This window comes from Acuticoccus sediminis (assembly GCF_003258595.1).
Lineage (GTDB): Bacteria > Pseudomonadota > Alphaproteobacteria > Rhizobiales > Amorphaceae > Acuticoccus > Acuticoccus sediminis.
On sequence record NZ_QHHQ01000002.1, the window covers coordinates 480,576 to 495,143 of the forward strand.

At 71.2% G+C, this 14,568-nt stretch carries 5 protein-coding genes; 3 read left to right on the forward strand and 2 right to left on the reverse strand.

Translation table 11 applies throughout. The annotated features are described in order from the left end of the window. Position 1: 1 nt before the first annotated feature. Positions 2-7,246 (reverse strand): cupredoxin domain-containing protein, encoded by a 7,245-nt coding sequence (locus tag DLJ53_RS10310; protein WP_146619928.1) that lies wholly within the window; start codon positions 7,244-7,246, stop codon positions 2-4. A gap of 243 nt (positions 7,247-7,489) precedes the next feature. Between DLJ53_RS10310 and DLJ53_RS10315 the strand changes: the two genes are divergently transcribed. Continuing rightward, positions 7,490-10,252, forward strand: a complete 2,763-nt coding sequence (locus DLJ53_RS10315) for a trypsin-like peptidase domain-containing protein (protein ID WP_162409075.1) — start codon at positions 7,490-7,492, stop codon at positions 10,250-10,252. A 76-nt stretch (positions 10,253-10,328) separates the two neighbouring features. Here DLJ53_RS10315 and DLJ53_RS10320 read toward each other — a convergent pair whose 3' ends face one another. Beyond that, complete coding sequence (locus DLJ53_RS10320) at positions 10,329-11,009, reverse strand: DUF2270 domain-containing protein (RefSeq protein ID WP_111344920.1); 681 nt, start codon at positions 11,007-11,009, stop codon at positions 10,329-10,331. 524 nt (positions 11,010-11,533) lie between these two features. On the opposite strand from DLJ53_RS10320, the gene DLJ53_RS10325 reads away from it, so the two are divergent. Continuing rightward, the gene (locus tag DLJ53_RS10325) at positions 11,534-11,950 is read left to right on the forward strand and encodes a hypothetical protein (RefSeq protein WP_111344922.1); all 417 of its coding nucleotides are present in this window, start codon (positions 11,534-11,536) and stop codon (positions 11,948-11,950) included. Positions 11,951-12,033: 83 nt separating this feature from the next. Further along, positions 12,034-14,556: a protein translocase subunit SecD gene (gene secD / locus DLJ53_RS10330; RefSeq protein ID WP_111344924.1), complete on the forward strand. Its 2,523-nt coding sequence runs from the start codon at positions 12,034-12,036 to the stop codon at positions 14,554-14,556. The last annotated feature ends 12 nt before the right edge of the window (positions 14,557-14,568 follow it).

The window sequence follows — 14,568 nt, forward strand, 5'->3', positions numbered from 1 at the left end:
CCTACCGCGTAGCGGTGCCGGCGGACGCGGCGTCGGACACGGTGAGAAGCCCCCACGTGCCCGCCGAGCGCAGGAAGAGCGGGCCGTCGTGCCACACGGCGACGCCCTTCGTCGCCGCCGGCCACAGCCACGCCGAGATCGCCTTGCCCGGTGCCAGAAGGGCCGAGCGCGGGAAACCGAAGCCGGGGAAGAGGTCGAGGTAGGAGTAACCGTTCATCGCGAAGGCCCGCTGGCGCGCCCTGCCGCCGGGATGGACCACGCGGATCACCAGCTGCTCCCCCGTCTCGGCCCTGAGGTTCATCGTTTCCGGCGCGGCCACGAGGTAGTCGGCCGGGAAGCGGTACGCGTTGAGGTCCTGGTGCCGGCGGATCGTCCCCTCCGCCCCGAGGTCGGTACCCGGCAGCAGCTCGCGCAGCACGCGGTGGAAGCCCGGCGACATGTAGCTGACCCCCGCCTCGCCGAGATCGTAGCTGTCGTCGCAGATGCCGCAGTCCGGCACCATCATGGCGGTCCGCCCGTCCGCGTCCCTGACCGGGCCGCCCGACGAGGGGGCGTCCTTCCAGCGCCAGGGGAGGGGCTTGTCGCTGTCCCAGAGGTTCAGCCCGTCCTGCCAGAAGAGGACGAACTCGCGCAGGCGCACCGTCTCTCCGTCCTCGGCCTCGGCCGAATAGGTCATCGCGTTGCCCTGTCCTTCCGGCCGCGCGTAGCCGGCCGCGCAGCGCACCCAGCCGTCGCCGGCGTCGGCGTCGCAGTGGACGCCGGTGTCGCCCACCGCCGTCCACGTCACCGGGGTGACGTCGATGGCGCCGAAGAGGCCGTGCGGGCCCTGGGTGATGACGTCGGCCGCCGGATGCACCGGGACCGCGCCGAACGCGTAGGGGATGAAATGCGTGTACTCGTCCAGCGCCTCGAGGAGGGCCGCCTTGAGCTGAGTTGCGAGCACCTCGGTGATATCGGCCCGGTTGCCGGTCCCCGTTCCGTCCGCCGCCGTGAAGAGCGTCGCGTCGCGGTCCGGCGCGGCGGCCGGCCCGGTGAGCGTCACGGTCTCGCCGCCGCGGGCGAGCGTCACGACGTAGCCGCGCCCGAGAACCGTAGCGAGGCCCTGTTCCGACCCCTGCGCGCTGGCGACGGTGATGCCGAGGGGCGCATCGCCGCTGAGACCAAGGGTGTCGGGGGTGATCCGCGCGGCGAGGCGATCCTCCGCGCCGAACGCGAGCGCGTCCCGCGCCGCGCCCGGGTCCGATGGCAGCGCCGAGCGCACACGCCCCGCATATGCGACGATCACGTTCGAGACCCTGACGCCGCCGCGGCCGCCCTCGAGCGCCGGCTTGTTGTAGCCATAGCCCGCCGGAACGTCGCGGATCAGGTCGAGCCCGGGCAGGCCCAGCGACAGTGCGAGACGCGCGCTCGGCCGCAGATTCGCGTTGGAGGGGAGGCCGTGGCCGGTGTCGGGGAGCGGCTCGAGGAGCCCGACCGACCGTCCGGTCCCGTCGAAGTCGTCGTCGACCTCGGGCGTCGGGTCGTTGTTGAGGGTCACGATGCGCGGCAGCAGGGCGTCGCCCAGCAGGTCGCGCATGGCCGGCTCCTTCGCTTCGCCCATGAGGTTGAGGAGGCGCAGCCGCAGGCAGTCCCCCGCCGTCACCCGCAGCACGAAGGGTTCCGGCTGCTCGTCGTACGCGGCGCGGATCGCCTCGATCACCCCGTCGGCGGTGAGCGCACCGAACCCGCCGCCGTCGCCGAGCGACAGCACCCCGAGGTCGGCCGGCGACAGGAGCGCCAGGAACAGTCCGTCCGGGTCGGTCAGCTTCTCGCCGTACCGTGTCCCGTCTTGGTCCGGGAAGACGCGGCGTGTCTCCACGGCGACGATGGCCGTCTCGACGATGCGCTGCGTCTCGCCCTTCTGCGGATCCGGAATGGGGCAGGCGAGCCCGTTCTCGGACCTGGCGTCGTCGGCGACGGCCACGTTCTCCGGCTTGACCCGGGGCAAGGTGAGGAGTCTCTCGCCGATCGCGGCCGGATCGGTCCCCGGGGACGGTGCGACGGCGAGAGTGTTCGGGTCTTTCGCGTCCTCGTCCTCGAAGATGCGGATGAGGCCCCAGGCCCCGTTCCACAGGGCGTCGACGGTGCCGAAGCTGTAGAAATAGTCGGACGAGCGCATCGGCACGCCGTCCGCCGACAGGTCGTCACCCGCCGGGATCGCCGCGAACTCGGTGGCCTCGGCGCTCAGGCCGACGTCGAAGCGCAGCGAGCCCTGCATCTCGAAGTGTTCCGAGATGCCGATCTCCTGCGCGAAGGAGAACCCTTCCGCATTGTCGCACTCCGCGAGCGCCTCCTCGTAGAGCGCCCACCACCCGATCTCGTCGTCGGTCATGAGGCCGTCGCTCTTGAGGCGTTCGGGGACGCCGTCCAGCCAGAGGCGGTACTGCGACGGACGGGTGTTGATCAGTTCGTCCCGCTCGAAGCACCGTGCCTGGAGGTTCGGACTGTCCTTGAAGCGGCCGGAGACGCCGAGCGGCTGCATCCCCCGCATCCAGTGCTGGTCGATGTTGCGCTTGAAGGGTTGGCCGACGACGTTGAACGTGTGCTGCACCTCCTGCGCGCCCTGGATCATGCGCAGCACGATCCGGTCGTCGTGATAGGCCTGCAGCACCGGCGTCTCGGGATCGCCGTGGAGGCGCGAGCTCAGCGCCAGCCCGAGGTCGCCGCCTTCCGCGTCGGTGCGCTGGTAGGCGACCGAGCATTCCTCGAAGCTCCGGTTCTCGAGCGCCTCGACGACGGGGCTCTTACCCTCCGGTTCGCGGCCGGCGATCGTCATCGGCTTCAGCGCGCAGTCGGGCGACGCGCTGCCATCCTTCTCCTTCGTCCCGACGCGCAGCGGGATGGGCGCGCCGCGATAGTTGACGAGGTAGGGGTCGTGGTGGTCGACCGAGATCGACTCCGGGCGCTCCGGCGCCGCGATCGGCTGGGCCATCGCCGCATGCGCGCCCGGCTTCTCCCCGTTGCCGCCGGCGGCCATCTGGCGGTAGGCGACGAGGTGCTTGCGCAGCGCGTCGATCTCGCTTGAGCCGCGGAAGAGGTCGCCGACATACCACCATTTATGATGGTCGTCGCGGTTCACGCCGCCCGCCACCCATGCCGGCGGGACCTCGCCGGGATAGGACCGGCTCGTCGTCTCGTCGCGCACGGGCGGGGTGAGGCACACGTTCTCCATCGCCCAGGGCTGCAGGCGCCACAGCGCCTCGCACCAGAGCTTGGCCATGCCCTCCAGCGTGCCCGGGTCCTTGCCCTCTTTGGCGACGTTGGCGATCAGCGAGTGCGGCGTGCGCTGGCGCGGATCGTAGAGCAGCGCGAAGTCGGCGATGGAGAGGGCGAACTCGCGGTAGTTCGGGTGCTCGAACGCGCCGCTGAAGCGCTCCGCGTCGGCCGCGTTGCGTGTGGTCACGATGCGCTTGCGCGTCCCCTCCCAGGGCTTGCTGCCCCACGCGACGCTCGTCAGCCGGTCCGTGTCCGGCAGCGGCCCGACGCAGCCCTCGTCCGCGTCGGAAGCCTGCTTCTCGCTCGGGCAGACGCTGGGAAGATAGTGGGACGGCACCTGCGAGCCCTCGGACCACTCGCCGGAGTGGTGCGTGCCCGGCTCGACAACGAGGGCCGCGTAGAAGCCGTGCTGCTGGATCGAGGAGGGGCCGAAGTGGTCGTGCGTGAAGACCGTGCGCATGGTCCGGTCCACCGTGTCGCCGTTGTCGGCGATCGACAGGATCGGGTCGGCGAACCAGCGCTGCGTCGTCGTCTGGAACAGCTCGGGGCTGGCCGCGCGCACCTTGCGCCAGTGCTCCTGGCCCGGCTCTTCCGCGGCCTTGCATTCTGCCTCGCCCGCCGGTGTGAGCGAGCCCTCGCCCGTCACGGTGCCGCCCACCGCCGCACGCGCCGCGCAGCGCCGCACGAGGAGCTCGTCCGGCGCGAAGGTGCCGTCCTCGTAGTTGAAGCCGTTGCCGGACCCGTCGGACGAGGTGACGTCGAACTTCACCAGGTGGATGTGCTGGCCGATGGTGTCGGTCGGCGTCTTCACCTGGAAGTCGTCGAGTTCCAGCTCCTTCGGCAGCTCGTTGGTGTGGCGGAACTCGATGCACTCGCCGGAGAGGGCGCGGAAGAAGAACGGCTCCTCGCTGTCGGAGATCTTCGGGGAGACGCGCCAGGGCGGTCCGTCCTTGTACCGTCCCGCCTCCGCCGTCAGCACGTCGATGCGCGCCTGCGGATCATGCCAGCCGGCGCGGTTGACGATCATGTCGAGCTGCACGGCGGAGACCTCGTAGCGCCGGAACCCGTTCAGCATCGGGTCGGGGATGAAGTCCTCCCCGTCGATGAGGCCCTTCACGAACGGATCCGGCCCCCTGGTGGTCGCCGTCAGGATGCCGTCGCTCCGGAACGGCGCGCGGGCGGCGATGCCGACCCCGCACGGGTCGGCGAACGGCGCCCCCGGCTTGGGCGGGCTGGCGTTGACTCCGAAGAGCGCGGTCGGCGCCGGCGCGGCGGTATCGCCGGGCAAGGGGGCGCGCGTCGTCGGGTAGCCGCCCTCGGTGAACGCGACCCCGTGGGAGGCGGCGCCGCCGGTCGGCGACGGGGCCGCGACCACCGAAGCAAGCTTCAGCGCGGTGCCGCTCTTGCCGTCCTCCTCGTAGAGGTGCCCGTTCCAGTGGAAGCCCATCGCTGCGCGCTCCAGCCGCGTGCCCCAGTGGCTCAGAGTTTCGATGTTGGCGCGCGTGAGCTTGGCCGAGAGGTCGCCGAGCGCGAACGCCTTGGCGACGAGCTGCGCGGCGAACGCCTCGCGCCGCTCGCCCTCGAGGGCCTTCACCGGCGTTCCGTCCGCGACGGTCTCGGGCACCTCGATCCCCATCTTGCGCTCGGACCGGTCGGCGACGACGTGGCGGCCGAGGCCGCCGTCGAGCCACTGCGGCTCGCCCGCCGTGTCGACCGCGCTCCGGCCGTCGATGGTGCCGTCCAGACCGGGCGAGGGGCCGAAGTTGCGGGCGATGTCGAGCGGCGCCTGCGGCGGTCGGTGCCCCGGCTGGCCGGCGATGTAGAACGGGTAGCCGGGCATCGGCGTCGCCGCCTCGGCGCTGAGCTGGCCGTCGGCGTCGACGTCGCCGTCGTCGGCATAGGTCGGGATCAGCGGCAGCGGCTCGCCGGGGAGCGGCACCAGGGCGGGGATCGGCGTGCCGAGCCCGTCGCCGGTCGCGGGATCGGGCGCGAGCCACCGGCCCGAGATGCGGTCCACGCTGCCGGTTCGCCGGTGCGCGTTGTCCGGCCGGAAGTCGACCGAAAGGCCCTCGTCGGCCTGCCCGTCGGGCAGCCGCCGCGTTCCGTCCTCGAAGACGTCGTGCACGCGCCACAGCTCCCACATGCCCTGCGCGAAGTGCGGGTAGAGGTGGCAGTGAAAGATCGAGTCGCCGATCGTGCGGTTGCGGTTGCCGGAGCCGGCGGTGTCCCACCAGCCCTTGTCGCCGCCGTTCACCCCGCGAAGCCCGCCGTGGTAGATGTTGTAGGTGAAGCCCTGCTGCGGGCCGACGGTCTGGCTGTCGAGATAGCTGCCGCGGTTGGGATCGTTGCCGGCGAACCACTGATGGGCGTGCAGGTGGAAGACGTGCGTCTCCTTCGGCCCGGCATGAAAGTTCCGGAACACGACGGGATCGTTGAGGTAGCTGTGATGCACGTTGGACGGGTCGTCCGCGTACCACTCCAGCAGCGCCGGGTCGCCGTTCGCCCATGAGGTGAGGAAGAACTCCTCGTAGAGGCACTCCATGCACTCCGCGGCGGGGCCGATGCCCTTGCGGTTGGCGAGCACCATCGGCCCCATGCCGGACGCCCCGTAATTGATCCCGAAGCCGTCGCGCACGCCGGCGAGCTGGCCGAACTGCGCGAGCTCGCGGAAGTTCTTGGTGTAGAACGTCTTCAGCTCGTCGTGGAAGAAGACGGAGAACTCGCGGAACGCGCGGTAGGCCGGCTCGACCGTCGGCGCCATCCCGTCGGTGTCGTCCCGGCAGTTGGCGCCCGGCAGGCGTTCGTCGCACCAGATGATCGCGCTGACGTCGGTGTGCACGAGCTGCACGTGCCTGGCGCTGGCGAAGGCCTCCTGCCCGGCGTCGAGCGCGTGCGCCATGTTGAGGATCGGAACCCCGCCCGCGCCGATCGCCTCGTAGTCGATGGCGCCCCGCCGCGCGTGGCGCGGGCCGTTCGGGTCCACGGGCCAGGCCGTGTCGAGCGCGTGGGCGCTGACCTGGCTGCGGTACCAGCGTGAACCGGCCCGCTCGGCGAGGACGGCCCCGAACGCCCCGTGGACGATGGACCCGCCGTCACCCTCGCCGCCCGCCGGCGCCGCCAGCGAGGCGAAGAAGTAGGTCCCCTCCTGGTCGATGCCGTAGAGGCAGTGGAAGCTCTCGCCCGGCGGCACGGCGCCGGTCCCGCGGCAGGCGGGGTGGACGTCGGCCTCGCCGGGGAGCGGCTCCGGATGAAGGCCCTGCGCCACGAGGTTCACGAGCCGGGTCTGCGGCCAGTCCGGTTCCGCCGCGGGGAGATTGTCGCCAACGCCGTTCTGCGCCGCCTCGGCGCCGAGGCAGTCCGCCTCCGTATGCTCGATCCACCGCTTCTCGTTCGCCGCGGGCTCGCCGTCGCGCCTCGGCGCCTCCCGAACGTGGACCCGGACCTTGCGGCGTCCCGCGTCGTGCGGCTCCGCGGCCTTGCAGAAGTCGGAGGAGAAGTCCGGCGCGTCCGGCAACGCGAGCAGGTTTTCCACCTTCACGAGCAGCTTGTCGCCGACGTTGACCCTGAGCACCATCGGGCGAGGCCGCTCGCAGTCCTTCAGCCGCACGTCGCCGGGCGACAGGTCCCCGGCCACGGTCTCCGTCCCGTCCTTCCCGTCGCGGCACAGCGTGGCATCGACATGGCCGGCGTCACTGCCGTCCGGGGCCGCCGGCGCGAGGTCGCGGCGCAGCGCGAAGATCATGCCGAACGGGTTGTACGAGCCGAACCGGTTGTAGACGAGCGTCTGATCGAGCGCCGCGAGGTCGGCGCAGACCACACGCCCCGTCCCGTCCGCGGTCACACCCATGCAGGCCGCCTCGAACGCTTCCTCCGCCGCCGTCTCGGCCGTCGCCGGGCCGGCGGCCGGCGCCGAAATTGCCCCAATCATGGTCAGGAGGGAGAGGGTCGCTGCCTGGACATGCGCGCGCGGACTGAATCGGGCAATGGTCATCATCAGATCAATCAGCCAGTTAAGTCTTGATGCGAAATGCGGTGGTCGGCAAAATTATACTTAATGCTATCATTAATACTGGATATTGCCAAACGGCTGCGAGCCGAGCATTGAGAGAGCCCGATGCCAGCATTTCATGACATCAGAAAACTCGTTGAAGGATTTGAAGATTTCCCGGCATTGCTGGGGCAGGATGCGCCCGGTATTGCACGAATTCGATCGATTATTTCCAGTGAGCGTCCCGTGGCCAGACTCGGCGCCACGGGGATCCCCGATTCTGTCCCCGACGAGATGACCGAGCTGCCTAAGCTTGGCGAGTGGGCGGGTTTCATCGCCCTCGCGTCGGCCTCCGTCGGCCAGATCCGGGTCGAGGTCGGCGGGCGGACGTTCGCGGTCGGCACGGCCTTCCGGGTCGGCAATGACGACCGCCGCGTCGCGACGGCGGCGCACGTCGTCGGCACGATGCTGCCACACCAGACGTCGATCGCGGCCGGGATCGACCCAGTGCCGAAGCGCCGGGACGTTCCGTCCGCCTTCCTCCCGGCTCACGTCTTCTTCGAAGCGGCGGAGGCCGACGGCCGGGCGTTCGCGGCCGAGACCGTCGACGTCGAGGCGGTCGAGCTGCTCTCGGCGGACTACGACATCATGATCTGCCGGCTGGCGGCGGATTCGCGGCGCCCCTCGCTCCGCCTCGCCGACCCCGGTCAAGCGGGGGAGGACAGGCCGATGTGCGTCGTCGGCTATCCGATCACGCCGCGAACGGCCGACAAGGCCCTCTACGACAAAGTCTTCGGGGCCGCGCCGCAGACGCCGGCGGAGGCCGCGATGGAGCCGCGCAAGTGCGCCTCGCCGGGGCTCATGAAGCGTCACGGCACCCGCTTCAGCACCTCGCACGACGCCACCACGCTGCCCGGCAGCTCGGGATCGCCCTGCATCGCGCTCGACGATGGCGGCGTGGTCGGACTTCACTTCCGCGGCCGCCAGTCGAGCGGCGATCTCAACGCGCTGCGGCATCTCGCACTGCTGGCGGAGACGCCGGAGCTCGCCGAGCGGATGGATCTCGCGGCGAACGGCCCGCCGTCCGCGCCGTTCGGCGGGAAGGCGGCGACCTGGACCTCCCGCCAGCCCGACGCGGCGCCCGACGACGGGGGGACGGACGAAGGCGCGGTCCCGTCCGGCGCGCCGCCCGCCTTCAGCGCGTCGCCTGCCGTGCTGGCCGACCGGCGGGACATTCGCGACCGCCACTACCGCCCCTCGCTCATCAGGGCGGAGGCGAGGGTGTGCCCGGAAGCCGGCACGCTGCACCTCCTGGAGCAGCAGTCGGACGGCGACTGTGTCGGCTACGCGATGGCCGCTGCCATCAACCGGCACCTCACCCAGCAGAACCGCCTTCCCCCCGGCGGGGTCAGCGCGCGGATGATCTACGAGATGGCCCGCGCGCACGACGAGTTCGTCGACGACCTGCCCGCCGGGACGTCGCTGCGCGGCGGCATGAAGGGGTTCTTCCACAACGGCGTCTGCCCCGCGGAGCTGGTGCCGAAGACGCCAGCCTTCCACCTGACGGTGGAGATGGCCAAGGCGGCGCGCAGCGTCGCCCTCGGCGCCTACTACCGCCTGTCCGCCAGCCTTTCCGACTTCCAGATGGCGATCCAGGAGGTCGGTGCCGTCGTCGTCTCGGCCCGGCTCCATTCCGGCTGGGCGGAGCCGGTGGACGGGCGCATCGTGAACACGGGCGAGCGGCGCGCCGGCCACGCCTTCGTGCTCGTCGGCTACGACTCCGAGGGGTTCCTCGTCCAGAACTCCTGGGGGCCGGACTGGGGGGGCTTCGACGGACTGAAGGGCGTCGCCCACTGGAGCTACGGGGACTTCGCCCAGAACGTGATCGACGCCTGGGTCCTGCAGCTCGCCCCGTCCGCGCCGCAGGCGCACAACATCCAGCTCCGCGCCTATGGGCCCGACGACCCGGCGACCGACGCGTCCCCGCCCGACCCGCTCGCCGCGCTCCCCGAGCCGCGCCGCAGCGCGATCATCGGGCATATCGTGCATGCCGAGCGCTCGGGCCTCGTCGATCTCGATCGGCTCGGCGCGGGCCAGGCGACGCTCCGCGAGACCGCCATGTGGCTCGCCGACGACGAGAGCTGGGAGCGCTATCCGCGGCTCGTCTTCGTCTTCCATGATCCGTTCCTGGGAGCCGAGGCGGCGGCGCGCCTGACGATGCACACGGTCGAGCGCTTCAAGGCGGCCGGCACCTATCCCATCAACGTCCTCTACGGCGCGGACGAGCTCAGGTCGCTGACCGCCAGGATGCGCGACGAGGCCGACTTCTGCCGCAAGATCTCCGGCGGAGCCGCGGACCTCACCGCCTACCTCGACCGGCGGGCGCAGGTGGTGGCGAAGCCGATGCTGGAAGGCTATGCCACCGGGCTGACGGAGGCCGCCGCGCCGGGCGGCGCGCTGTGGCGCGTCCTCGCCTCGATCGGCTTCGAGGCCTTCCGACGCCCGAAGCCGAAAGGAGGGGAGGACAGGCGCGCGGTCCATGTGGTGGCGTTCGGACTCGGATCGTTCGCCGCGCAGGTCGCGATCGCCAGCCTCGCCGATGCGGGGTTCTGCCACGACCACGCCCACGCGTTGCCTCTGGGCGCGGCCCCGTCCGATCCCGGGGCGCCGCGGCGCAAGGCGTACAAGCTGGGGTCGGTCAGCCTGCTCGCGCCCGTCGCACCGCTGTCCGCTCACGGCGACGGCGACCCCTGGTGGATCTGGCCCAAGCGCGAGCCGGCCGTCTACACGCTGGGACCGGACCGCCCGTCCGGCGCGGCGATGCCGGGGTACCGGGGGGACTGGGGCGACCTCGTCTCCGCCCTGCTGCCGGCTACCAGCCACCGCCCGCGTGGCGCCGATCAGGGCGCGGGGCGGCTCGCCGAGCTCCTCATCGACGGCAGCGTCCTCAACGACGTGCTGCGCAGGATCACCGGCGGGGACTCGCTGGCGCCGCTGAAGCGGTTCTAGCGCCCCGCCCCGGATCGCCCCGGCCGTCAGCGGACAGGCTGCGGCAGGTCGGGCCGGTCGTCGGCGGCGCGGTGCGTCATCCCATGCCGGAGGCGTCCCTGCGGGCGGCCGCGCGGCGGCGGTCGTCGTTGAGGCTCCAGAGGGCGATGCCGCCCCATACCGTGCAGTAGGCGAGGCCCGCGGCGATCACGAGCCAGCCGGGGAGCGGGCCGATCCGGGCGCGTTCGACGAACTGGCCGAAGGTGTGCACCGGTTCGGGATGAACCGACAGCTTGCCGGCGTAGGCGAGCGTCTGGATGAGCAGGATCCAGAAGTAGTTGCGTCGGATCCTGCGGCCGATCGCGACGATCATCGAGACGTGGTAGCGCGGGTGCCAGTAGTCGTTGGCGAGCGTCTGCTGCCACCCGTCCTCCAGATGCAGGTCGCCGTCGGTCAGCATCGGCGCGAAGAAGTGCTTCTCCATCCAGCGGCACCGCGCGCGCCAGACGTTGAAATAACGGTAGCGCCGCGCCTCGAGCATCAGGAAGAAGTGGATGAGGATGCCGACGAGGATCAGCGGCAGCGCCGACGCCTCCGGCGAGGCGAACGTGATCGAGAGCGCCACCCCGAGCGTGACCACGGCCCAGTTCGTTGTGGTGTCGAGCCGCGTGCGCCAGATCGTCGAGCGGTAGACCTCCCCGCGGTAGAGGTGCGCGACCGCGCCGATTTCCGCCACGGTCAGGTCCTTGCGCATCTTTGCCGGGTCGCCTTCGGCCATGTCTCTCCCCCGGCGGTCGCCCGCCATCCGGAGGGGAGCCTACCACAAAGCGCTCGCGGCGGACGGGGACGGCCCCCGCGACGATCGGATGTCCCGGTCGCGAACCCGTGGTCCGCGCTTACCGGCAGAGTCAAAAGGGAGGCCTGATGGCGACGTCGAATTGTGTAGGGCAGGGCGGTGTAGCGGCCTGCCGGCGCCGGTCCCCTCGGGTCCCGGCGGTCCGGAGCGCCGGGCGTGCGCGACAAATGTGATCCGAAGACCGGGGAATCGGCGACATCATGCAGGTCAACGACTATATGGTGGCGCGGAACGCTCGGCTCAGGGGTGCATCCTCTGTGGCCAGGGGGGGCGTCGAGCGCTTGACGGTGCGGGTCGGCCACCGGGCCGTGCGTCCGTCCGCGGTCGGCTCGAACGCACTTGACCGGCGTCCACTCGATTGCTGCAGGATCGGATCACGTGACCGCTCCGGGCCGTCCGGAACTAAGGAGACGGCATTGGGCTCTTCGATCTGATATGATGAGGGTATGAAGGACATCGCCGAACGCCAGGGCACCGTTGATCGCGCGAATGGCTCCGGCCGTTCGTACGTCCGCGCGGCCGCCGTGGTGCTCGGGCTGGCGTTCCTCTACGTCGGCGTCGCCCTCGGCGCGCCCACGCCGAACCTGCGGTCCGTCCATGGCGAGCAGTCGCTCCAGGCCGAGACCGAGACCCGCTATCTCTTCGCGAGCCGTGGCGACGCCCGCCTGACCGTCGCGTTCGAGCGGAGCGACTCGCGCCTTCCGCTCCTTTCCGGCGCCCCGGTGATCACACCGGCCATCGCCGACCTTCCCCCCTCCGCCGCGCACGCGATCCGGGCGAACGCGCCCCGCGCGCCGCCGGCCTGCGCGGCCGAGCGCCGCCACGCGCACCAGTCGCGCGCTCCCCCGTCCGTCACCGCCTGATCTTCGACGACTTTTGATCATGGCGCGCTCATGCGGCCGCTCGGTTCCGGGCGGTCGGCGATGGCGCTTGCACGGACACACTCATGCGAACTTCACCCTGGCTCGTGGCCACCTACGTGGTCATCGTTGCCCTCGGCGTGCTCATCGCACTGCCGAACGTCATCCCCCAATCTACCCTCGACCGACTGCCGTCTTGGCTGCCCCACGAGCGTGTCGCGCTCGGGCTCGACCTGCGCGGCGGGTCACATCTGGTCCTCGAGGTCGACCGCGCCGCACTCGTCAAGGAGCGTCTCGAGACCCTCGCCGGCGACGCGCGCATCGCGCTGCGCACCGCCGGCCTGCGCGGTGCAACGGTCCACCGCACCGACGACGACGTCACCGTCCGCCTCGCCGGCGCGGACCAGCGCGAGGCGGCGCTGTCGGCCCTCGACGGGCTCGTCGGCACGGTCGGCATCTCCGGCGCGTCGGACCTTTCCTTCGGCGGCGACGGCACCGCCATCATCCTTACGCCCACCGATGCCGGAATCGCCGAGCGCATGAGCGCGGCGGCCGAGCAGAGCGTGGAGATCATCCGCCAGCGCATCGACCAGGTCGGCGTCGCCGAGCCGACGATCCAGCGCGCCGGGCCGGACCGCATCCTGGTCCAGCTTCCCGGCGTGCAGGACCCGGCCCGCATCCGCGAGCTCCTCGGCTCCACCGCGAAGCTGTCCTTCCACCTCCTCGACGCTACCCGGCCCGGCAACACCCTTCCCGCCGGGGTGAGCCTCCTCCACGACGACGCCGGCCAGGCCTACCCGGTCGAGGATCACGTGGAGCTCTCCGGCGACAGGCTGCGCGACGCCCGCGCCGGCTTCGACCAGCGCACCCACGAGCCGGTCGTGAACTTCCGCTTCGATACCGCCGGCGCGAGCCGCTTCGCCGACATCACCAGCAAGAACGTCGGCCATCCCTTCGCAATCGTCCTCGACGGCAAGGTGCTGTCCGCGCCGGTGATCCGCGAGCCGATCACCGGCGGCTCCGGCCAGATCTCGGGACGCTTCACGGTGCAGGAGGCGACGGACCTCGCGGCACTGCTGCGCGCCGGCGCCCTCCCGGCCAGGCTTACCGTGATCGAGGAGCGCACGGTCGGCGCCGACCTCGGCTCCGACGCCATCCGCATGGGCGTCCTGACCGGCCTCGTCGGGTTCGCGCTCGTCGTCGGCTTCATGGTGCTGCTCTACGGGCCGTGGGGTCTGCTGGCGAACCTCGCGCTCGGGCTCAACGTCGCGCTGACGTTCGCCGGCCTCACCCTCCTCGGCGCCACGCTCACTCTCCCCGGCATCGCCGGCATCGTGCTCGGGATCGGTCTCGCGGTCGACGCCAACGTCCTCATCAACGAGCGGATCAGGGAGGAGACGCGCAAGGGGCGGGGCGCCCTCGCCGCGCTCGACGCGGGCTTCGGCCGCGCCTACGCGACCATCGTCGACAGCAACGTCACCAGCCTCATCGCGACCGTGCTCCTCTTCTGGTTCGGCAGCGGGCCGGTGCGCGGCTTTGCCGTCACGATGGGCCTCGGCATCGCGATCTCGATGTTCACCGCGGTCTCCATCGTGCGCGTCTCGATGGTCGCGATCGTGCGGCGGCTGAAGCTCAAGCGGCTCGACATCCGGCCGCTCCTGCCGGTCCGCCTCGTGCCGGACGGGACGCACATCCGCTTCATGCGGGCCCGCTTCTTCGGGATCGGCATGTCGGCGGTGCTGTCGCTGGCCTCCATCGGCCTCTTCATCTCGCCGGGCCTCAACTACGGCGTCGACTTCCGCGGCGGCATCCAGATGGAGGTGGTGACCGACGGTCCCGCCGACCTCGCCACCTTTCGCGGCAAGCTCGACGGGCTCGGCCTCGGCGACGTGGCCCTCCAGGAGTTCGGCGACCAGAGCCACATGCTCGTGCGCGTCGAGCGCCAGCCGGGCGGGGAGGAGGCGCAGACCGCCGCCACCACCCGCATCAAGACCGCCGTCGCCGAGGTCGACCCCTCCGCGACCGTGGCGCGCACCGAGGTGGTCGGCCCCAAGGTCTCGGGGGAGCTCGCGACGGCCGGAATCCTCGCCGTCGTCCTCGCGAGCCTGGCGATGCTCGTCTACATCTGGGTCCGCTTCGAGTGGCCGTTCGCCGTCGGCGCCATCGCGACGCTCGTGCTCGACGTGACGAAGACGGTCGGGTTCTTCGCCCTCACCGGCCTCGACTTCAACCTGACCGCCATCGCCGCGCTCCTGACGCTCATCGGCTACTCGGTGAACGACAAGGTGGTCGTCTACGACCGCATGCGTGAGAACATGCGGCGCTACAAGGCGATGCCGCTGCGCGACCTGATCGACCTCTCCATCAACGAGACGCTGTCGCGAAGCCTCTACACCTCCGTCACCGCCTTCCTCGCGATCCTGCCGATGGCGATCTGGGGCGGCAGCGCCGTGGAGAGCTTCGCCGTGCCGATGGCGTTCGGGATCATCATCGCGGCGTCGTCCTCGGTGTTCATCGCCGCGCCGATCCTGCTCTTCCTCGGCGACTGGCGGCGCCGGCGCACGGAGGAGCGCGCGCCGGCCGCCGCCGACGCGCCCGTAGCCACCTGACGGGAGGGCGCG

What these genes read in the sequence shown, in the direction of transcription:
- DLJ53_RS10325 (WP_111344922.1), top strand. Translation starts at nt 11,534, where the DNA reads ATGAAGGACATCGCCGAACGCCAGGGCACCGTTGATCGCGCGAATGGC.
- secD (WP_111344924.1), top strand. Translation starts at nt 12,034, where the DNA reads ATGCGAACTTCACCCTGGCTCGTGGCCACCTACGTGGTCATCGTTGCC.
- DLJ53_RS10310 (WP_146619928.1), bottom strand. Translation starts at nt 7,246, where the DNA reads ATGACCATTGCCCGATTCAGTCCGCGCGCGCATGTCCAGGCAGCGACC.
- DLJ53_RS10320 (WP_111344920.1), bottom strand. Translation starts at nt 11,009, where the DNA reads ATGGCCGAAGGCGACCCGGCAAAGATGCGCAAGGACCTGACCGTGGCG.